The 20,376-nt window shown below is 61.8% G+C and carries 16 protein-coding genes and 1 rRNA gene; 4 read left to right on the top strand and 13 right to left on the bottom strand.

Annotation, left to right across the window (positions count from 1 at the left end):
* Positions 1–5: 5 nt before the first annotated feature.
* The 7 genes from pyrC to ACZ92H_RS07530 form a co-directional block, all read right to left on the bottom strand.
* Positions 6–1,070 (bottom strand): dihydroorotase, encoded by a 1,065-nt coding sequence (gene pyrC, locus ACZ92H_RS07560; protein WP_465048872.1) that lies wholly within the window; start codon positions 1,068–1,070, stop codon positions 6–8.
* A gap of 149 nt (positions 1,071–1,219) precedes the next feature.
* Entirely contained in the window at positions 1,220–2,680 is a 1,461-nt protein-coding gene (locus ACZ92H_RS07555) for an amidohydrolase family protein (protein ID WP_465049236.1), read from the bottom strand.
* A 56-nt stretch (positions 2,681–2,736) separates the two neighbouring features.
* Positions 2,737–3,462: an amino acid ABC transporter ATP-binding protein gene (locus tag ACZ92H_RS07550; RefSeq protein WP_131373259.1), complete on the bottom strand. Its 726-nt coding sequence runs from the start codon at positions 3,460–3,462 to the stop codon at positions 2,737–2,739.
* Between the two features lie 19 nt (positions 3,463–3,481).
* Complete coding sequence (locus tag ACZ92H_RS07545) at positions 3,482–4,174, bottom strand: amino acid ABC transporter permease (RefSeq protein ID WP_131373258.1); 693 nt, start codon at positions 4,172–4,174, stop codon at positions 3,482–3,484.
* A 1-nt stretch (position 4,175) separates the two neighbouring features.
* Positions 4,176–4,925, bottom strand: coding sequence for an amino acid ABC transporter permease (locus ACZ92H_RS07540; RefSeq protein ID WP_131373257.1), 750 nt, complete (start codon positions 4,923–4,925; stop codon positions 4,176–4,178).
* A 101-nt stretch (positions 4,926–5,026) separates the two neighbouring features.
* Positions 5,027–5,983, bottom strand: coding sequence for an amino acid ABC transporter substrate-binding protein (locus ACZ92H_RS07535; protein WP_131373256.1), 957 nt, complete (start codon positions 5,981–5,983; stop codon positions 5,027–5,029).
* 195 nt (positions 5,984–6,178) lie between these two features.
* On the bottom strand, positions 6,179–8,029 hold the full coding sequence (locus tag ACZ92H_RS07530; protein ID WP_465048871.1) for an ABCB family ABC transporter ATP-binding protein/permease: 1,851 nt from the start codon (positions 8,027–8,029) through the stop codon (positions 6,179–6,181).
* A gap of 61 nt (positions 8,030–8,090) precedes the next feature.
* On the opposite strand from ACZ92H_RS07530, the gene ACZ92H_RS07525 reads away from it, so the two are divergent.
* Together ACZ92H_RS07525 and ACZ92H_RS07520 are read left to right on the top strand one after the other, a co-directional pair.
* Positions 8,091–8,531, top strand: coding sequence for an acyl-CoA thioesterase (locus ACZ92H_RS07525; protein ID WP_052139932.1), 441 nt, complete (start codon positions 8,091–8,093; stop codon positions 8,529–8,531).
* A 24-nt stretch (positions 8,532–8,555) separates the two neighbouring features.
* On the top strand, positions 8,556–10,145 hold the full coding sequence (locus ACZ92H_RS07520; protein ID WP_465048870.1) for an alkaline phosphatase D family protein: 1,590 nt from the start codon (positions 8,556–8,558) through the stop codon (positions 10,143–10,145).
* A gap of 3 nt (positions 10,146–10,148) precedes the next feature.
* On the opposite strand, the gene ACZ92H_RS07515 is transcribed toward ACZ92H_RS07520, so the two are convergent.
* The 4 genes from ACZ92H_RS07515 to ACZ92H_RS07500 all read right to left on the bottom strand — a co-directional run bounded on the left by ACZ92H_RS07515 (position 10,149) and on the right by ACZ92H_RS07500 (position 16,986).
* Positions 10,149–11,831 carry a long-chain-fatty-acid--CoA ligase gene (locus ACZ92H_RS07515; protein WP_465048869.1) on the bottom strand — a complete coding sequence of 561 codons (1,683 nt, stop codon included), beginning with the start codon at positions 11,829–11,831 and terminating at the stop codon, positions 10,149–10,151.
* Between the two features lie 60 nt (positions 11,832–11,891).
* Positions 11,892–13,574 carry a long-chain fatty acid--CoA ligase gene (locus ACZ92H_RS07510; RefSeq protein WP_131373252.1) on the bottom strand — a complete coding sequence of 561 codons (1,683 nt, stop codon included), beginning with the start codon at positions 13,572–13,574 and terminating at the stop codon, positions 11,892–11,894.
* A 276-nt stretch (positions 13,575–13,850) separates the two neighbouring features.
* Positions 13,851–14,909, bottom strand: coding sequence for an aminopeptidase (locus tag ACZ92H_RS07505; RefSeq protein ID WP_465048868.1), 1,059 nt, complete (start codon positions 14,907–14,909; stop codon positions 13,851–13,853).
* A 1-nt stretch (position 14,910) separates the two neighbouring features.
* On the bottom strand, positions 14,911–16,986 hold the full coding sequence (locus ACZ92H_RS07500) for a molybdopterin-containing oxidoreductase family protein (protein ID WP_465048867.1): 2,076 nt from the start codon (positions 16,984–16,986) through the stop codon (positions 14,911–14,913).
* Positions 16,987–17,193: 207 nt separating this feature from the next.
* Here ACZ92H_RS07500 and ACZ92H_RS07495 point away from each other — a divergent pair, with 207 nt between their 5' ends.
* The gene (locus ACZ92H_RS07495; RefSeq protein ID WP_465048866.1) at positions 17,194–18,387 is read left to right on the top strand and encodes a M20 aminoacylase family protein; all 1,194 of its coding nucleotides are present in this window, start codon (positions 17,194–17,196) and stop codon (positions 18,385–18,387) included.
* 7 nt (positions 18,388–18,394) lie between these two features.
* Here ACZ92H_RS07495 and ACZ92H_RS07490 read toward each other — a convergent pair whose 3' ends face one another.
* Positions 18,395–19,297, bottom strand: a complete 903-nt coding sequence (locus tag ACZ92H_RS07490; protein ID WP_465048865.1) for an NAD(P)-dependent oxidoreductase — start codon at positions 19,295–19,297, stop codon at positions 18,395–18,397.
* Positions 19,298–19,428: 131 nt separating this feature from the next.
* On the opposite strand from ACZ92H_RS07490, the gene ACZ92H_RS07485 reads away from it, so the two are divergent.
* Complete coding sequence (locus ACZ92H_RS07485; protein ID WP_131373249.1) at positions 19,429–19,989, top strand: acyloxyacyl hydrolase; 561 nt, start codon at positions 19,429–19,431, stop codon at positions 19,987–19,989.
* Positions 19,990–20,258: 269 nt separating this feature from the next.
* Here ACZ92H_RS07485 and rrf read toward each other — a convergent pair.
* Positions 20,259–20,371, bottom strand: a 5S ribosomal RNA gene (gene rrf, locus ACZ92H_RS07480).
* Positions 20,372–20,376 lie beyond the last annotated feature (5 nt).

Genomic DNA, 20,376 nt, shown 5'->3' with positions numbered 1-20,376 from the left:
AATGCTTACACCATCTTCCAGTGGATCTGCTCGCCCGCGTTGAGCGGAATCACATGGCTGTCGCCCAGCGGCAAGGTGGCTGGCAAGGTCCAGCTTTCCCGCTTCAGGGTGATGGTATCGGTGTTGCGCGGCACGCCGTAGAAGGCCGGGCCGTGGAAGCTGGCAAACGCCTCCAGTTTATCCAGCGCGCCGGCGCGTTCGAACGCTTCGGCGTACATTTCCATCGCGTGCAGGGCCGTGTAGCAGCCGGCGCAGCCGCAAGCCATTTCCTTGGCGCCTTGCGCGTGCGGCGCCGAGTCCGTGCCGAGGAAGAAACGCTCGTCGCCGCTGGCGGCCGCCGTCATCAGCGCCAGGCGGTGTTCTTCGCGCTTGAGGATGGGCAGGCAGTAGTAATGGGGACGGATGCCACCCTTGAAAATCTCGTTGCGGTTGTACAGCAGGTGATGCGCCGTGATGGTGGCGGCGATCGGGCCTTCCGCTTCGGCCACGTACTGCGCAGCATCCTTGGTCGTGATGTGCTCGAACACGACGGAAAGGGCCGGGAAGGCGCTGCGCAGCGGGCGCATCACGCGTTCGATAAAGACGGCTTCGCGGTCGAAAATATCGATTTCCGGATCCGTCACTTCACCGTGCACGAGGAAGGGCATGCCCACTTCCTGCATCACGTCCAGCACCTTGTAGCAGTTTTTCAGATCCGTCACGCCCAGGTCGGAATTGGTGGTGGCGCCGGCCGGATACAGTTTGACGGCCTGCACGATGCCGCTGTCCTGCGCGCGGCGGATTTCATCGGGCGAGGTGTTGTTCGTCAGGTACAGCACCATCAGCGGATCGAAATTCACGCCTTCCGGCACGGCGGCCAGGATGCGCTCGCGGTAGGCGGCAGCATCGGCCGTGGTGGTGACGGGCGGTTTCAAGTTCGGCATGACGATGGCGCGGCCGAACTGGCGCGCGCTGTGCGGCAGCACGCTGGCCATGACGGCGCCATCGCGCAGGTGCAAATGCCAGTCATCTGGGCGGGTGATGGTGATGGAGGATGGAACGGCGGTCGGGGTGTGGTCGGGTGTGGACATGGCGGCTGCTCTCGGGCGGTCATTGCGAATAGCGCCATTTTACCAGCCGCGGGGCCACAGCACAGGCCGGGGAAGCCTGCACGCGCTGCCCGGCAGACGGCAAAACGGCCGGGTTCACCCGGCCGCTTTTGGCGTCATTGCGAAGAGAATCAGGATTTGGCGGGCGCCGCCTCTTCCTTTGCCACCCAGGCGCGGATGTCGGCCAGCATCTGGTCCAGCCTGGCGCGGTCATACACGGTGCCGCGGCTGACCACCAGGCGGATCTGGCGAGTGGCATTGATGTCCTGCAGCGGGTTCGCGTCGAGCACCAGCAGGTCCGCCGCCTTGCCGGCCGCCACGCTGCCGTAGCGGTCCAGCTTGCCCAGGAAGCGGGGGCCGTTGATGACGGCCGACTGCAAGGCTTGCTGCGGCGTCAGGCCGTACTGCACGTACAGGCCGATTTCATCATGCAAGGCCTGGCCCGGATAGTCGAAGGAATTCAAAAACCCCGCATCCGTGCCGGCGATGATGCTCACGCCCTGCTGCTGCAGGATCGGCAGCAGCTTGGCCGACTGCTCGAACTGCGCGTGGCGCTGGGCGATCGCTTCCGGGCCATCCTTGGCGGCGCGCTGCACGCGCCAGTCGTAGGTGGCGCGCAAGCCCTTGCCGATGTATTGCAGGGCCGGATCGTGGGTATGGTCTTCGCGGTCCAGGTATGCCGTCACGCGCGAGCCCCACAGGGTCGGCACGATGGCCGTGCCGCGCGCTGCCAGGTAGCTGAATGCCTTGCGCGCCGTCGGCTCGTCATAGCTTTGCAGGCTCTCGCGCATGGCTTCGCGGCCCGTCAGGGTACCGGCGGCCACCTTGGCCGTCAGTTCCTGTTCGCGCGGCGTGGTCGCGCGCAGCAAATACGATTGATGCTCGATCGTGCCCAGGCCCGCGTCGGCCATCTGCTCCAGCGTCAACTGCACGGGAATATGGCCCGAGGTGCGCATGCCCCGTTCGCGCGCCTGGCGCAGCGCTTCCAGGTACAGTTCCGGCTTCAGGGTGTTTTCCGTGATCTTCACGAAGTCCACTTTCTGCGCCTGCAGGCCGTCGAGCGCGCGCGTGACTTCCTGCGGCGTGCCCACCTCGATGGTGCCCTTCCACAGGGGCTTGATGCCTTCGAGCTTGGCGCCGGACGTAAAGATCGTCGGGCCTTGCAGCTGGCCCGCGTTGATCTGCTGGCGCCATGCCAGCACCGTGTCGGGCAAGTCGCCCGAGCAGTCGCGCACGGTGGTGATGCCGTGCGCCAGGTACAGCGGCAGCAGCTGCTTGTTCTCGTCGATCAGCTCCGGCCCGCCGCCAAAATGCACGTGCGTGTCCCACAGTCCCGGCATCAGGTATTTGCCTGGCAGGCGGATGGTTTGCTTGGGGGCGTAGTCGCGCAGCTGCGCGTCGTTGACGACGGCGACGATGCTGTCGCCCTTGAGCAGCACGGATTGTCCCGTGACGGCCTTGCCGCCGGCAACGTCGATCAGGGTGGCGTCGCGCAGGGCGATGTCGACGGCGATCTTGTCAGCCGCGTGCGCATGCGCGAGCATGCCCAGCGCCAGCATCGTGCCGGCCATTTTTTTCAGTACAGGCAGCATTTCCACGTTCAATTTCAATGTCGGTCCAGTTCAGCAGGTGATTAAAAAAGTAAAAATTAATGAATGATCTTGGCGAGGAAGTCGCGCGCGCGGTCCGAGCGCGTGGTGGTGAAAAACTCATCCTTGCTGCAATCCTCGATGATCTTACCCTGATCCATGAAGACGATGCGGTTGGCGACCCGTTTCGCAAAGCCCATTTCGTGGGTGACGACCATCATCGTCATGCCTTCCTGCGCCAGGCCCACCATCACGTCGAGCACTTCGTTGATCATCTCGGGGTCGAGCGCCGATGTCGGCTCGTCGAACAGCATGGCGATCGGGTCCATCGACAGCGCGCGGGCGATCGCCACCCTCTGCTGCTGGCCGCCCGACAGCTGGCCGGGGAATTTGTCCTGCTGCGACAGCAGGCCCACGCGGTCCAGGTATTTCAAGCCCTTGGCATTGGCTTCGTCGGCGCTGCGTCCCAGCACCTTGATCTGGCCGATGGTGAGGTTTTCGCGGATAGACAGGTGCGGGAACAGCTCGAAATTCTGGAACACCATGCCGATGCGCGCGCGCAGTTTCGACAAATTCGTCTTCGGGTCGTTGACGGTGATGCCATCGACGACGATCTGGCCCTGCTGAATAGGTTCGAGGCCGTTGACGGTCTTGATCAGGGTCGACTTGCCGGAACCGGACGGGCCGCAAATGACCATCACGTCGCCCTTGGCGACCTTGGTGGTGCAGTCGGTGAGGACCTGGAACTGGCCATACCATTTGCTGACGTTATTGAGTTCAATCATCTTGTTCTTTCTATTGCGGTTAGCGAATGATGGCGACGCGTTTCTGCAGGCGCTTGACGAGGAACGACAAGGCATAACACAGCACGAAATACACGACGGCGACAAACACGTACATCTCCACCAGGCGGCCGTCGCGCTGCGCGATTTTGGAGGCGGCGCCGACGAAATCGGGGATCGACAGCACGTACACGAGCGACACGTCCTGGAACAGCACGATGGTTTGCGTCAGCAGCACGGGGATCATGTTGCGGAAGGCTTGTGGCAGGACGATGCTGCCCATGGTCTGCCGGTAGTTCATGCCCAGCGCCTGGCCCGCCCACACCTGGCCGCGGGGAATCGACTGTATGCCGCTGCGCATGATTTCGCAATAGTAGGCCGCCTCGAACATGATGAAGGTGATCAGCGCGGAGGAGAATGCCCCCACCTTCACGGGTTCGCTGGCGCCGATGATCCAGGCGGCGATATACGGCACCAAAAAGTAGAACCAGAAGATCACCAGCACCAGCGGGATCGAGCGGATCAGGTTGACGTAGCTCGACGCCACGCCGGAGACGATGCGGTTGCCGGACAGGCGCATCAGCGCCAGCACGGTGCCCAGCACGATGCCGCCCACCATGGCCAGCGCCGTCAGTTTCAAGGTGAATACCATGCCGGTCTGGAACAGGTAGACCCACGAGCGGGAGATGACATCGAAGTCGAAATTACCGAGCATGTCAGTGTCCTCCCGTCTTGGCGCCGGCGACAATGAAGCCGGGGATGGCGACCTTTTTCTCGATCAGGTGCATCAGCACCACCACCAGCAGATTGACGACGATGTAGATGATGGTGGCGGCGGAAAACGCTTCGAATACCTGGAACGAGAATTCCTGGATGGCGCGCGCGCTGGCCGTCAGTTCGATCAGGCCAATCGTCAATGCCACGGAGCTGTTCTTGATGATGTTCAAAAACTCGCTGGTCAGCGGCGGCATGATGACGCGCGCGGCCATCGGCAGCAGGATATGGCGGTAGGTTTGCGGCAGGGTCAGGCCCAGCGCCGTGCCGGCCAGCTTCTGCCCGCGCGGCAGCGCCTCGATGCCCGTCGTCACCTGCACGGCCACGCGCGAAGAGGTGAAAAAGCCCAGGCACAGCACCGCCGTGACAAACGGCGCATTCGGCAGCGACTTGACCCAGGCGCCCATGTCCGCAGGCAGCAGCTCCGGCATGACGAAATACCACAGGAACATCTGCACCAGCAGCGGCACGTTGCGGAACAATTCGACGTACGCATTGGCCACGCCCACCACCCATTTATTCGGCAGGGTGCGCACGGTGCCGATCACCAGGCCCAGGACCAGGGCCATGATCCACGCCGCGCCGGCCGTGGCCAGGGTCCAGGTCAGCCCGGACCACAGGGTGTCCATGTACGTGCCTACGCCATCGGGAGACATCTCCCAGAAGATGCGCCAATTCCAGTTGTAATTCATGATCATCCTTCCCATGCAGCCCAGGGACAGCGGCCAGCCGGCCGGCCGCCCCGCAAATGAAACGGGAGGCTTGCGCCCCCCGGTTTGTTACGCAGTCTTTACTATTTTTTCCGTTTGTCCGAGGTCTTCTGCGCTTCGGGCACGGCTGCGTACGCGGCCGGATCACCGGAGTCGGTCGGGTTCATGAACACGGCCTTCAATTGCGGCGGCATGGGGAATTTCAGGTTGATGTTTTTCGGCGGGATCGGCGAGGTAAACCACTTCGCGTAGATGCGGTTGATGTCTTCGCTCTTGTACAGGCGGATCAGGGCGTCGTCGACGACCTTCTTGAAGGCGGGATCGCCCTTGCGCAGCATGATGCCGTACGGCTCGACGGACAGCGCTTCCTTGGTGATTTCATAGTCGTTCGGGTTTTTCGAATTGGCCACCTGCGAGGCCAGCAAGATATCGTCGTTGGCTTCGGCCACCGCGCGGCCCGTTTCCAGCATCAGGAACGATTCGGGATGGTCCTTGCCGACGGCGATGGTCATGCCCAGGTTTTTTTCCTTGTTCAGGATGGTCATCTGCTTGATGGTGGACGTGCCGGCCGTGGCGACCAGGGTCTTGCCGCGCAAGTCTTCCAGGGTCTTGATGTTCGAGGATTTTTTCGACAGCACGCGGTTGCCGATGACGAACATGGTGGGCGCGAAAGCGACTTGCTGCTGGCGCTCCAGGTTGTTCGTCGTCGAACCGCATTCGAGGTCGATGGTGCCGTTGGCCATCAGCGGGATGCGGTTGGCCGACGTGACGGGGCTCATCACCACTTTCAGCTCGCTCATGCCCAGGTGTTTTTGCAGGGCCGTGACGACTTTCATGCACAGGTCGATCGAATAACCTTGGTATTGCTGCTTGTCATCGAGGTAGGAGAAGGGCACGGAGCCATCGCGCACGCCGAGGGTAACGGAACCGGCTTTCTTGATCTTGGCCAAGGTGCCAGTCAATTCCTGGGCCTGGACGGGCGCCATGCTGCTGATGACGCCGACGCTTAGCAGAGTGGCGATGATTTTGGTCAATTTCATAAATTCTCCTGGGCGGACAAACCGGATAGATTCCGAACGAAACAACTGTGGTGCAAACGCCACCAATGGAATTAATTTTATTTCATTTTCAGCGCCGGACTAGCCGTTTTCTGTGATTGCCCGCAAATAGGCGCTATACGCGCGCCGGAATCCCCGCGCCTGTAGCATTTTTCCTACTGATTTCCCATTCCCGATTTATTTTGCCGGAGCCAGCCCCTCCAAAGCGTCCTCTGGCACCTCGTCGTCCATGTCCGCCTGCTGGCGTTGCCACATCTGCGCATACAGGCCATCGGCCGCCAGCAATTGCGGATGCGTGCCCCGCTCGACGATGCGGCCATGGTCGAGCACCAGGATTTGCTGGGCATCCGCCACCGTCGACAAACGGTGCGCTATCACCAGGGTGGTGCGGTTTTTGGCGATTTCCTTCAGTTGCGACTGGATCGCCTGCTCGGCTTTCGAATCGAGCGCCGACGTGGCTTCATCGAAGATCAATATCGCCGGGTCTTTCAGCAGGGTGCGGGCGATGGCCACGCGCTGCTTTTCGCCGCCCGACAGTTTCAGGCCCCGCTCGCCCACCATGGAGTTATAACCATCCGGCAAGCTTTCAATAAAATCATGGATCGACGCGGCCTTGGCCGCCGCCACGATGGCGTCCTTGCTGGCCCCCGGCTTGCCGTAGGCGATGTTGTATTCGATGGTGTCGTTGAACAGCACCGTGTCCTGCGGCACGATGCCGATGGCCGCGCGCAGGGAATCCTGCGTGACGGCGCGCAAGTCCTGGCCGTCGATGGTGATGCCGCCGCCATCGACTTCATAGAAGCGGAACAGCAAGCGCGACAGGGTCGACTTGCCCGAGCCGCTATGGCCCACCACGGCCGTGGTGGTGCCGGCGGGGATCTGGAAATCCACGTCGAACAGGATTTGCCGCTTGGCTTCATAGCTGAAATCCACGTGCGCGAAACGCACGGCCGCGCCCCGCGTGACGAGCGGCCGGGCTTCCGGCGTATCGGCGATTTCGCGGTTCTCGTTCAGCAGGGAAAACAGGCGCTCCATGTCGGCCAGGCTTTGCTTGATTTCGCGGTAGATGACGCCGAGGAAATTGAGGGGAATGTACAGCTGGATCATGAAGGCGTTCACCAGCACCAGGTCGCCCAGGGTCATCGTGCCGTTGATGACGCCCACCGTGGCGCGCCACAGGATCAGGGTGACGGCCGTGGCGATGATCAGCGACTGGCCCGTGTTCAGCAGGGACAGGGAAGTCTGCGATTTCACGGCGGCAGATTCATAGCGCTGCAAGCCTTCGTCATAGCGCTGCGCTTCGTAATCCTCGTTGCCGAAATACTTCACGGTTTCATAGTTGATCAGCGAATCGATGGCCTTGGTATTGGCTTTCGAATCGAGGTCGTTCATGGTACGGCGGAAATGCGTGCGCCAGTTCGTCACCAGCACGGTAAACGCGATGTAGGACACCAGCGCCACCGCCGTGATGACGGTAAACCATATGTCGTAATGCAAGACCAGGTAGCCCAGCACGAGGGTGATTTCCACCAGGGTCGGCAGGATGTTGAACAGGGTGTAGGAAATGAGCGAGCCAACGCTGCGCGTGCCCCGTTCGATGTCGCGCGTCATGCCGCCCGTCTGGCGGTTCAGGTGAAAGCGCAGCGACAGCGCGTGCAGGTGGCGGAACACTTGCAGGGCGATGGTGCGCACGGCGCGCTGCGTGACGCGGGCGAAGAGGAACTCGCGCAATTCCGTAAACAGCGTGGTCGACAGGCGCAGCACGCCATACGCCACCAGCAAGCCCACTGGCAACACTAGCAGCGCTTGCGGGTGCGCCGCCGTGATGGTCAGGGCATCGACGAGTTTTTTCAGGATCAGGGGCACGCCGACGTTGGCCAGCTTGGCGCCCACCAGGCAGAGCAGCGCCAGCAGCACCCGCCATTTGTAGACCCACAGATACGGCAGCAAGGTCTTGATGGTGGCGAAATCGCTGTGGCTGGCGGAAGCGGGCGAGCGGGGTGGGGGAGTAGTCTGGGAGCGGCGCATGGCGAAGGTCGGCTTTTTATGGTTCAATCGGGGCAATTGTAGCCTTTCATGAGAATAAAAGATGAGCACCTCCCCCGATCGCCCTGACAACTGCCTCGCCTCCGGCCTGCCCGCCGGAAAAATGCCGGAACTGCGCATGATGCCCGCCCCGTCGGACGCCAATGTGTACGGCGACGTCTTCGGCGGCTGGATCATGGCGCAAGTCGATATCGCCGGCTCCCTGCCCGCCACGCGGCGCGCCAACGGCCGCGTCGCCACCATCGCCGTCAATTCCTTCGTCTTCAAAAATCCCGTCTTCGTCGGCGATCTGCTGTCCTTCTACGCCGATATCGTCAAGGTAGGCAACACTTCGATTACCGTCAATGTGGAAGTGTATGCCGAGCGCAACCGCCTGCAGGCGTGCATCGTGAAAGTCACGGAAGCCACCCTGATCTATGTCGCCACGGATTCCGACCGCAAGCCGCGCAAGGTGCCGCCCATCGAAACCCTGCTGTCGCCTTAATCCCACATTCGTCCCCAGCGCGCCATGGATAGCCAGCGCCGCATCTTCCTGCTCAGCGCGGCGCGCATGGCCTCCCTGGCCGCGGCCGGCAGCGTGCTGTCCGGCTCCAGCGCCGGTGCCGCCACGCGCCTGAACGGCAGCGGCTATCCGTTTGCGCTGGGCGTCGCTTCCGGCTCGCCCCTGCCCGACGCCGTGGTGCTGTGGACGCGCATCTGCCACGACCCGCTGCAGGCCGCCGCCACGCCCGCCATCGCCTTGAACGTGCGCTGGGAAATGGCCAGCGATGTTGCGTTCCGGCACATCGTCGCCAAGGGGCTGGCGACGGCCACGCCCGCCCTCGCGCACAGCGTGCACGTCGACGTGGGCGGCCTGGCGCCCGGGCGCTGGTACTGGTACCGTTTTATGTTTGGCGACGCCGTCAGTCCCGTGGGCCGCACGCGCACGGCGCCCGCCGCCGATGCATTGCCCGCCTCGCTGAAACTGGCCGTGGCCTCCTGCCAGCACTGGGAATTTGGCGCCTACGCGGCGCACCGGCATATCGCGGCCACCGCGCCCGACCTGGTGGCCTTCCTCGGCGACTACATCTATGAATGGGGGCCGTACCAGCTGCAGCATCCGAGCCGGGCCGTGCGCACGCATGAAAGTTTTACCCTGGACGACTACCGCGCCCGCTACGCGCAATACAAGGGCGACCGGGATTTGCAGGCGGCCCATTTGGCCGCGCCGTGGATCGTCACCTGGGACGACCATGAAGTGGCCAACGACTATGCCAACGACCGCGACGAACTGCTGACACCCACGTTTCTTGCGCGCCGCGCGGCCGCCTATCAGGCGTTTTATGAGCACATGCCGCTGCGCCTGCTGCCGCTGGGCAGAAGGGGCTTTGTCGACATGCGCATCTACCAGCGCTACGACTGGGGCCGATTGGCGCGCTTCCACGTGCTGGACGACCGGCAATACCGCGCCCACCACGCCTGCGCCAGGCCGGGCCGCGGCGGCTCGAACTCCATCACCACGCGCCGCTGCCCCGACCTGCGCAAGCCCGAACGCACGATGCTGGGCGAGGAGCAGCAGCGCTGGCTGCAAAGCGGGCTGGATAACTCTCCCGCCCGCTGGAATATCCTGGCCCAGCAAACCCTGATGGCGCAATCGAGCCAGGTGCCCATCCTGCACCCCGGCGATGAACGCATCTGGACCGATGGCTGGGATGGCTATCCGCTGGCGCGCCAGCACCTGCTCGATGCCTTGCAAAGCAGCAAGGCCAGCAATCCGCTGGTACTGTCGGGCGACGTGCACACCTTTTATGCGACCGAACTGAGCCGCGATGCCATGCGCCCTGCCAGCAAGGACAATCCCGTGCTGGCCACGGAGTTTTGCGGCACCTCCATCACGTCCAGCTCGCGCCCGCAGGCGCGCACGGCCGAGTACGTGGCGATGAATCCGCATATCCGTTATGGCCGCAGCGACAAGCGCGGCTACATGCTATTGGAGATCACGCCGGAGAAAACCACGACCCTGTTCCAGGGCCTGGAGAACGTGCGCGACAGTGCGTCTTCCATCGCGACGCTGGCCCGCTTTACCGTGCAGGATGGCAAGGCGGGCGTGCAGGGGTAAGATTCAAGCGGCTTTCTTTTCGTCGCGCAATTGGCGGCGCAAGATCTTGCCGACGTTGGTCTTCGGCAATTCATCGCGGAACTCGATGTATTTCGGTTTCTTGTACGCCGTCAATTCATGCTTGCAATGCTCGCGGATCTGTTCCACCGTCAGGTTCGGGTCCTTGCGCACGACGAACACTTTCACGGCTTCGCCCGAATTGGCATCCGGCACGCCGATGCACGCGCATTCCAGCACGCCAGGGCACGACGCGACCACGTCTTCCACTTCGTTCGGATACACGTTGAAGCCCGAGACGATGATCATGTCCTTCTTGCGGTCGACGATCTTCACGTAGCCGCGCTCGTCCATGACGCCCACGTCGCCCGTCTTGAAATAGCCATCGGCCGTCATCGACTTGGCCGTTTCGTCGGGACGCTGCCAGTAGCCGGCCATCACTTGCGGGCCGCGCACGGCGATTTCGCCCGGTTCGCCCAGCGGCACTTCCACGCCGTCGTCATTGAGAATGGCCACTTCCGTCGACGGGAACGGCAGGCCGATGGTGCCCGTGAATTCCGTGATGTCGACGCGGTTGCCCGTCACCACGGGGGATGTTTCCGACATGCCATAGCCTTCGATCAGCGGGCAGCCCGTGAGTTTCAGCCAGCGTTCGGCCACGTTGCGCTGCAGGGCCATGCCACCGCCATTGCACACCTTATAGCTGGAAAAATCGAGCTTGGCGAAATCCGCATTGTTCAGCAAGGCGTTGTACAGGGTATTGACGGCCGGGAAGACGACGATCTTGTGCTTGGCGAGTTCCTTGACGAAGCCGGGAATGTCGCGCGGGTTCGGGATCAGCACGTTCAAGCCGCCCACGCGCATGCCCATCAGGGCGCTGACCGTCAGCGAATAGATGTGATAGAGGGGCAAGGCGCACATGAAACCCATCGAGGTAGCACGCATTTCCGGCGTCATGACGGGCGAAATCCACGCCTCGTTCTGCAGCACGTTGGCGATCACGTTACGGTGCAACAACATGGCGCCTTTCGACACGCCCGTCGTGCCGCCCGTGTATTGCAGGAAGACGATGTCGTCATGGCCTTGCTGCACGGGCGTCAGGGTCAGGCGCGCGCCTTCGGCCAGCATCTTGTTGAAACTGATGGCGCTCGGCAAGGAGAACGCGGGCACCATTTTCTTGATCTTGCGCACGACGAAGTTGACGATCGTGCCCTTCAGGCCGCCCAGCAGGTCGCCCATGGTGGCCACGATCACGTGCTTGACCTGCGTGTGCGGCAACACCTGCTCGACGGTGGTGGCGAAGTTTTCCAGTACGATGATCGCTTCGCTGCCCGAATCGATCAGCTGGTGCTGCAATTCGCGCGGCGTGTACAAGGGGTTGACGTTGACCACCGTATAGCCGGCACGCAGGATCGCCGCCATGGCCACCGGATATTGCAGCACGTTGGGCAGCATGATCGCCACGCGCGCCCCCGTCTTCAGGCCCTTGCTTTGCAGCCAGGCCCCCATCTGCAGCGACAGCTTGTCGAGTTCGCGGTAGGTAAGGAATTTATCCATGCACACGAAAGCATTGCGGTCCGCATATTTCTGGAATGACTCTTCCAGCAAATGCGTGACGGAACGATATTGCGTGTAGTCAATCTCTGCGGGAACGCTGTCCGGGTACGACTTCAACCAAATCTTGTCCATCTATGCCTCATCTTTATCTGTATGAAAGGGTGCGCGGCCTTGGCACACACCCTGCACTGTTTATGCTGCTATCTTTGTTTCGTCACGCAGGGCGCGACGCAAAATCTTGCCGACGTTGGTCTTCGGCAGTTCATCACGGAACTCGATGTATTTCGGCCGCTTGTAGCCCGTGAACTGTTCCTTGCAATACGCCATCAATGTTTCCGCCGTCAGGTTCGGATCCTTGCGCACGATAAACACCTTCACGGCTTCGCCCGAGTGTTCATCCGGCACGCCCACGCACGCGCATTCGAGCACGCCCGGATGGGCCGCGATGACAGCCTCGACCTCGTTCGGATACACATTGAAGCCGGAGACGAGAATCATGTCCTTCTTGCGGTCCACGATCTTCACGTAGCCGCGCTCGTCCATGATGCCCACGTCGCCCGACTTGAAGTAGCCATCTGGCGTCATGACCTTCGCCGTCTCATCGGGACGGTTCCAGTAGCCGCTCATCACTTGCGGGCCACGGATGGCGATCTCGCCCGTCTGCCCCAGCGGCACTTCCTTGCCGTCGTCGTCGAGGATGGCGATGTCGGTCGAAGGCACGGGCAAGCCGATGGTGCCGGAAAACGCCGTGCTGTCGGCGCGGTTGCAGGTTGCCACGGGTGACGTTTCCGACAGGCCATAACCTTCGATGATGGACACGCCCGTCACTTGCAGCCACTTGTCGTTGACGGCTTGCTGCACCGCCATGCCGCCGCCATTGGCGATTTTCAAGCCCGAGAAGTCGAGCTTGGCAAAGTCAGGATGATTCACCAGCGCGTTATACAGGGTATTGACCGCTGGCAACAGGTTGAATTTGTATTTGCCCAGTTCCTTGATCAGGCCCGGGATATCGCGCGGATTCGGAATCAGGACATTCAGCGCGCCCACGCGCGTGCCCCACAGCGCGCACGCCGTCAGGGCAAAGATGTGGTACAGCGGCAAGGCGCACACGACGATCAGCTGTTCCTTGCTGTTCTGGTCCAGCGCCGCGCCCGACCATGCCTCGCTCTGCAGCACGTTGGCGATCACGTTGCGGTGGCTCAAGGTCGCGCCTTTCGACACGCCCGTGGTGCCGCCCGTGTATTGCAGGAAAGCGGGATCAGTGATGCTCAGTTCGACCGGCGTGAGCTTCATGCGGCCGCCCAGCGACAAGGCTTGCTTGAAACGCATGGCGTTCGGCAGGGAATACGCGGGCACCATCTTCTTGACGTTGCGCACGACAAAATTGACGATGGCTCCCTTCAAGCCGCCCAGCATTTCGCCCATGCTGGCAACAATGATGTGCTTGACGGCCGTCTTGCTCAGCACTTGCTCCAGGGTATGCGCGAAGTTTTCCAGCACGATGATGGCTTCGCTGCCCGAATCGTTGAGCTGGTGTTCGAGTTCGCGCGGCGTGTACAGCGGATTGACGTTGACCACCGTGTAGCCGGCGCGCAGCACGGCGGCGATGGCGACCGGATACTGCAGCACATTGGGCATCATCAGGGCAACGCGCGCGCCCTTTTTCAGGCCACGGCTTTGCAGCCAGGCGCCCAGCTGGCGCGAATAGGTGTCGAGTTCGGCGTAGGTAAGAAATTTGTCCATGCAGACATACGCATTGCGGTCTGCATATTTTTGAAACGCTTCTTCCAGCAAATGCACCAGCGAACGATATTGATCAGGATCGATGTCGGCGGGGACGCCGGGAGGATACGACTTCAGCCAAATTTTTTCCATCCTGTGCCTCTTGTCTCGAATAATCGTGGGGGAGCCGACGCACCTTGCCGGCACGGATCATTGCTGCGGATTCTGTCGTCCTGCAGTCAGTGTGAGCATTCTGACGAGCAAATGCTCTATGCTACTAACGCGATGCTATCGGTCGCCGCGCTTCCATGCAAGCGCTTTCAACAGTATTCGAGCGGCAACTCTAGGGGCATTTTGTGCTGCATTGCAGCATGATAAATACGCTGTTGCAGGATCGCTTGTCCCGGCGTACGGGACAATCTCCACGGGTCACGGGCTGGACAATTGTTCCAGCGCGCGCCTGCGCTCAGGCTTCTTGATCTGAGCCATTGTGTGCACTGCAGCATAAAAAGCACGAAAGTTCTTTTTTTCTTCCAGCAATTTTTTAAAGGCAGGCAAAAATTCATTGTAGGTGGACACGGAAGCCAGGTGCGCATTGCTCAAGGGCTGCTCGAACCAGCGGTCATAACCGGCAAAACCACCCCAGGTTTTCTTCAGCACCTGATACGCTTCTTGCAGTGCCGCAAACACCTGCGCCTTGCGCAGGCGCTTCTCCGCATCGCTGGCGTCGCTGGCATACACGGCTTCCAGCTCGCCCCGGTAATGCAGCAGCAGGGCGAGAAAGTCCTGACGCCGCGCCGCGTACTGCGCATACGCCGTGCGCATCGCCGCATTGCCCTCTTGCGCGAGCCAGCGCTGCACGCCGGCCTCTTCCACGGCGCCGACAAACGATTCATTGAAGGCCGAATCGCCGGGCACGTACACGACCTGGTGCGCCAGTTCGTGAAAAATCAGGCGCGCCAGTTCCGCATCGTTGTAGTTGATAAAGGTCGACAACAATGGGTCGTCGAACCAGCCCAGGGTGGAATACGCGGGCACGCCGCCCACCTGCACGTCGTAATGCTGGGCGCGCAACTCGTCGGCATAGGCCAGCGCCTCATCCTTGCTGTAGTAGCCGCGGTAATTGACGCAGCCGGCGATGGGAAAACACCACTGCAGCGGCTGCAGCGACAGTTCCGGCGTGGCCACCACGTTCCACAGCACGTAAGGGCGATGCAGCGCGGCATAGTTCTTGTAGCTGCCATTGTCGGGCAAGTCCAGCTCGCTGACGGCAAAGCGGCGGATCTGCTGTGCCTTGGCCAGGCGCACCTTCAGGCGAGGTTCCGTGGCCGGGTCGCTGAGCCAGGCATCGACCGGCCGTGCGCCGGACCACAGGGCATATTGCCCCTGCGCCGCCTGCGTGTAGTAGCGCAGCTGCGTGCAGCCGCCCAGCAGCAGGCACACGGCGCCGACAAGCAAGCGGGCGGGCCAGCGCAACGGGGCCGTCACGTCAGGCAGCCTTTTCCACTTCGACCAGCGTGTCGTAGAAAGTGGGCGCGCGGCCCATGTCCGTCAGGCGCTGGCTCGTCACTTCATTGGCGTTCTTGCCGTCGCTGGCAAGTTTTTTCCACCATACGGACAAGCCCACCACCAGGCCGGGTCGCGCCTTGTCCGTGACCCTGGCCTTGGCGACAAAGCTGCCGCGGTCGTTGAAGATGCGCACCATGTCACCGGCCGCGATGCCGCGCGCGGCACAATCGTCCGGGTGGATATCGAGGTGCGGCTCGCCTTCGGCCGCGCGCAGGCTTGTCACGTTCACGAAAGTGGAGTTGAGGAAATTGCGCGCCGGCGGGGAAATCATCGCCAGCGGGAAGCGTGCCGCCAGGCCCGGGTTGCTGGCCTGCGATTCGTATGGCGCGATATATGCTGGCAAGGGATCGAGCCCCGCCTGTGCCATGGCGCTTGAATAAAACTCGCACTTGCCCGATGGCGTAGGGAAACCGCCCGTGGCGAACGGCGCATCGGGCATGGCCAGCTTTTGCCAGCCCGTGCGTTTCAGTGATTCCCAGTCGAAATGCACGGCGCGCGCGTCCCCGTTATCGAATGCCTGCGCGGCCAGCGCGTCGTCGCTTTCCTGGAAACACGGATCGTCAAAGCCCATGTGCTGCGCCAGCAGGCGGAAGATTTCCGTATTCGCCTTCGCTTCACCCAGGGGCGCCACGGCCGCGTTGTTCGCCATCATGTACAGGTGCCCGTAGGTGGCGTGCGCATCGACGTGTTCCAGCTGCGTCGTGGCGGGCAGCACGATGTCGGCGTAGTCGACGGTATCGGTCTGGAAATGCTCGAGCACCACCGTAAACAGATCCTCGCGGGCAAAGCCTTGCGCCACTTTCGAGGAATCGGGGGCCACCGCCAGCGGATTCGAGTTGTAAACGATCACGGCTTCCACTTGCGGGCCGAACGCGGGCGAGCTTGCTTTCAATAAATCGTCGCCGATGGTGCTCATGTTGATGGTGCGGGGTACTCCCTTCAGCAAGTCGGGGCGCTGCAAGGCCTTGCGGTTGATGGGGAAGGAACCCGAGCTCGACAGCTGCATGCCGCCGGCCGCATGGCGCCAGGCGCCCGTCAACGCTGGCAGGCAGGCGATATTGCGCACCGCCATGCCGCCGCCATGCACGCGCTGCACGCCGTAATTGGCACGGATGGCCGCGCCGTCGCCGTCGCGGCAGGTCTGGCCATACAGGCGCGCCAGTTCCACCACTTCCGCGACCGTGATACCGCAGACTTCGGCCACGCGCTCGGGCGGCCATTCCAGCGCGCGTTCTTTCAAGGCATCGTAGCCGAGCGTGAATTGCGCGACATAGTCGTGGTCGACCAGGTCTTCCTTGATCAGCACGTGCATCAAGCCCAGCGCCAGGGCCGCATCGGTGCCAGGCAGCAAGGCGATGTGCTGGTGGCATTTCTCGGCCGTCAGGGAGCGGTAGGGGTCGATGGCGATCAGGGTGGCGCCCTGGCGCTTGGCCTCCTGCGCGCGCATCCAGAAGTGCAGGTTCGAGGCGATCGGGTTGCCGCCCCAGATAATGATCAATTTGGCATTCTGGAACTGTTCCAGATCCGTGCCGATGCTGGCGCCCACCGTGTAGCGGTAGCCCGTGGCACCGGCCGAGGCGCAGATGGTGCGGTCCAGCAGGGACGCGCCCAGCTGGTTGAAAAAGCGCGAGGACATCGATTCGCCCTGCACCAGGCCCATGGTGCCACAGTAGCTGTATGGCAAAATCGCCTGCGGGTCGCGCGCGGCGATCGGTTTCAGGCGCGCCGCAATCGTGCTCAGGGCTTCTTCCCAGCTGATGCGCTCGAACTTGCCTTCGCCCTTCCTGCCCACGCGGCGCAGCGGATGCAACAGGCGCTCCGCATGATAGGTCCGTTCCGTGAAGCGCGAGACCTTGGTGCACAGCACGCCCGCCGTGGTCGGGTGGTCGGGATCGCCCTTGACCGCCGTGGCCACGCCATCGGTCACCGTGACCAGCAGGGCACACGTATCGGGGCAGTCGAGCGGGCAGGCGGCGCGCACTTGGGTGGTGGTCATGGGGTAATCCAAAAAACGGTGGCGGAAGGCGATACTGTAAACCATTCCGCGTGCTTGCTGTTGGTGTCGGGGCGAGCTGGGCCGTGCGCTGGATTTACCCGGCAAACAAGGGCTACAATGCATTATTCACCGCGCATGTTTTTGATCAAACATGGGTGGTCCGGCGCGCCATACATGGCGGCGCGCCAGCATCCACAGGAGAGTCCGATGAAACTAGTTGATCCCATCTTGGCGTTTCAATCCGAGCTGCAAGGTATCCGCCGCGACCTGCACGCGCATCCCGAGCTGTGCTACGAAGAACAGCGCACCTCGGACGTTGTCGCCGCCAAACTGACCGAATGGGGCATTCCCGTGGTACGCGGCCTGGGCCGCACTGGCGTGGTCGGCATCATCCAGAATGGCACGTCGAAGCGCGCCATCGGCTTGCGCGCCGACATGGATGCCTTGCCCATGCAGGAAATGAATACCTTCGAACACGCTTCGCGCCATCCGGGCAAGATGCACGCCTGCGGCCATGACGGCCATACGGCCATGCTGCTGGGCGCCGCCCATTACCTGGCACAGCATCGCCATTTCGATGGCACCGTGTACCTGGTCTTCCAGCCGGCCGAAGAAGGCGGCGCGGGGGCCCGGGAAATGATCGAGGACGGCTTGTTTACCCGTTTCCCCATGGATGCCATCTACGGCATGCATAACTGGCCGGGCGCGGAAACAGGCACCCTGAGCGTGGTGGAAGGGCCGATGATGGCGTCCAGCAATGAATTCCACGTCACCGTCAAGGGCAAGGGCGCGCACGCGGCCCAGCCCCACAAGGGCATCGATCCTGTCATGGTGGCCGTGCAGATCGCGCAAAGCTGGCAAACCGTCATCACCCGCAACAAGAGCCCGCTGGACACGGCCGTGCTGTCCATCACGCAAATCCACGCCGGCAGCGCCACGAATGTGATTCCCGACGATGCCAGCCTGGTGGGCACCGTGCGCACCTTCACCACGCCCGTGCTGGATCTGATCGAAGAACGCATGCGCGAGATTGCCGTGCATACGGCCGCCGCCTTTGGCGCGGAAGTCGATTTCCACTTCAAGCGCAACTATCCGCCGCTGGTCAACCATGCGAAAGAAACGGCGTTTGCCGTCGAAGTCATGAAGAGCGTGGTCGGCGCGGACAAGGTCAACGCCAACGTCGAGCCCACCATGGGCGCGGAAGACTTCGCCTTCTTCCTGCAAGAAAAAGCGGGATGCTACATCTTCATCGGCAATGGCGATGGCGAACACCGCGATGGCGGCCACGGCCTGGGTCCGTGCGTCTTGCACAACGGCAGCTACGACTTCAACGACCATCTGCTGCCGATCGGCGCCAGTTTCTGGGTCAAGCTGGCCGAAGCGAGCCTGCCGCCCCCGTAACCGGAAGTTAACTGAGCTGGTCCGGACCGTCGCCCAGGCGCTGTCCCGGATTCAACGCTTCCAGGGCCAGCAAAGCGGCCGCGTGGTCCGCCGTCGGATGGCTGGTGGCGAGGGTTTCATAACGCTGCGTCACCAGTTGCGTCACCGGCAAGGTGACGTGCGCCGCCTCTGCGGCTGCAAGGATGTTGTGCATGTCCTTGATCTGGCTTTTCACCTGGCCGCCGGCCACAAAATTGCGCTCCAGCATGCGCTGGCCGTGGACCTCCAGAATTTTACTTTCAGCAAAGCCGCCACGGATCGCCGTGCGCACGGCTGCCGCATCGGCACCGGCCGCCTGGGCCAGCAGCAGGGCTTCGGCGACGATATTCAAGGTGGCGCCCACGATCAATTGATTGCACAGTTTGGCTACCTGGCCGCTGCCGGCAGGCCCCACCAGCGTCGGGCGTCCCATGGCTGACAATATCGTTTCCACACGGGCATAATCGCCGACGCTGGCACCGGCCATGATGGCCAGTGTGCCCGCCTGGGCACCGCCCACGCCACCTGAGACAGGCGCATCGATGAAGCCGTGGCCCGCATCGGACAAACGGGCGTGGAATTGCAACGCTTCAGCTTGCTGGGTGGAGCTCATGTCGATCCAAATCGCAGCGGACGGCAAGGCGGGCAAGGCATCGCCAATGAGCTGTCCCACGACGGGACCGGCTTCCAGCATCGAAATCACGATATCCGCTTCGGAGACGGCCTCGGCCAACGTTGTGGCGACCTGTGCTCCCGCCGTTTTCAATACGTGGGCCTTGCTTAGCGTGCGATTCCAAACTGTGACAAAATACCCAGCTTGCAGCAAACGGCGCGCCATCGGTTCGCCCATCAGGCCTATACCAAGGAAGGCGATCTTTGTAGAGAATGTCACTGCAGCTCCTATTGCCAAAAATTAAGTTACTGTAAGAATTGGTTCTATGTTCGGCAATTCCACTACAATCAGCCGCGCCCTAACGATGGCTAGTGCGCATACCGTTGGCTAATTTTACGATGAAAGAAGATATGTCCTATCAGAATCAAGTATTAAAATCCCTGGCGCTTGCCGCCGCTTTACTGGCCAGCCATACGGCCTTCGCAGCGGACGACAAGCTGATCGACTCCGTCTACGGTGAGTATGCCAAGGGCGTGAAGGTGCAGATGGTCCGCGCGGGCGTCACCTCGAACTGGGATAAAGCCTGGTTTGTATCGAATGGCACGCAGCTGAGCGGTTACTGGGACGCCAGCATCGGCGGCTGGGATGGCAAGAGCTACCGCAATGTCCCCGGCCAGCATCAAAAGCTGTGGGACCTGGGTTTTACTCCTGTGTTCCGCTTTGAAAATACGAACAAGCTGGGCTTTTATGCGGAAGGTGGCATCGGCGTGCACATGCTGTCGAAGCTGTACGACAATGACGATAACCGCCTGTCGACGCACTTTCAGTTCGGCGACCACATCGGCGTAGGCTATGTCTTCAATAACAAGTGGGAAGTCGCTGCCAAGATCCAGCATTTCTCGAACGGCGGCTACAAGAAACCGAATAGCGGCGTCAATTACATGAACGTCAAAGTCGCTTATCACTTTTAATGGGTGTGATAAATGACAAAGACAGCGCATAGCGCTGCCTTTTTTTTCGCCTGTCGCGGCAGTCGATGTACCGCCGGGGTCAGATCCTCGACACCGCCAACACCAAGGTCATCGCCGACGCGCGCGGCGGCGGATATGCCCCAGCGGGGCACATCCCGCTCACGCAGGGACTGCCCCCCGCCTTTGCCTGGGGGCCGCATCACGACACCGCCAGACGAAAAAAAACCCGTCAATTGCTTGACGGGTTTTTCTCTTACTGCGAATAACAAGCCTGACGATAACCTACTTTCACACTGGTTGCAGCACTATCATCGGCGCAAAGTTGTTTCACGGTCCTGTTCGGGATGGGAAGGGGTGGGACCAACTTGCTATGGTCATCAGGCATAA

The organism is Janthinobacterium foliorum (assembly GCF_978021625.1).
The sequence above is the reverse complement of the archived record's forward strand: the minus strand, read 5'-3'. Positions and strand labels throughout refer to the sequence as shown.

Bases quoted from the DNA above. Each gene is read 5' to 3' on its own strand.
- pyrC (WP_465048872.1), bottom strand. From the start codon at position 1,070: ATGTCCACACCCGACCACACCCCGACCGCCGTTCCATCCTCCATCACC.
- ACZ92H_RS07555 (WP_465049236.1), bottom strand. From the start codon at position 2,680: ATGCTGCCTGTACTGAAAAAAATGGCCGGCACGATGCTGGCGCTGGGC.
- ACZ92H_RS07550 (WP_131373259.1), bottom strand. From the start codon at position 3,462: ATGATTGAACTCAATAACGTCAGCAAATGGTATGGCCAGTTCCAGGTC.
- ACZ92H_RS07545 (WP_131373258.1), bottom strand. From the start codon at position 4,174: ATGCTCGGTAATTTCGACTTCGATGTCATCTCCCGCTCGTGGGTCTAC.
- ACZ92H_RS07540 (WP_131373257.1), bottom strand. From the start codon at position 4,925: ATGAATTACAACTGGAATTGGCGCATCTTCTGGGAGATGTCTCCCGAT.
- ACZ92H_RS07535 (WP_131373256.1), bottom strand. From the start codon at position 5,983: ATGAAATTGACCAAAATCATCGCCACTCTGCTAAGCGTCGGCGTCATC.
- ACZ92H_RS07530 (WP_465048871.1), bottom strand. From the start codon at position 8,029: ATGCGCCGCTCCCAGACTACTCCCCCACCCCGCTCGCCCGCTTCCGCC.
- ACZ92H_RS07525 (WP_052139932.1), top strand. From the start codon at position 8,091: ATGAGCACCTCCCCCGATCGCCCTGACAACTGCCTCGCCTCCGGCCTG.
- ACZ92H_RS07520 (WP_465048870.1), top strand. From the start codon at position 8,556: ATGGATAGCCAGCGCCGCATCTTCCTGCTCAGCGCGGCGCGCATGGCC.
- ACZ92H_RS07515 (WP_465048869.1), bottom strand. From the start codon at position 11,831: ATGGACAAGATTTGGTTGAAGTCGTACCCGGACAGCGTTCCCGCAGAG.
- ACZ92H_RS07510 (WP_131373252.1), bottom strand. From the start codon at position 13,574: ATGGAAAAAATTTGGCTGAAGTCGTATCCTCCCGGCGTCCCCGCCGAC.
- ACZ92H_RS07500 (WP_465048867.1), bottom strand. From the start codon at position 16,986: ATGACCACCACCCAAGTGCGCGCCGCCTGCCCGCTCGACTGCCCCGAT.
- ACZ92H_RS07495 (WP_465048866.1), top strand. From the start codon at position 17,194: ATGAAACTAGTTGATCCCATCTTGGCGTTTCAATCCGAGCTGCAAGGT.
- ACZ92H_RS07485 (WP_131373249.1), top strand. From the start codon at position 19,429: ATGTCCTATCAGAATCAAGTATTAAAATCCCTGGCGCTTGCCGCCGCT.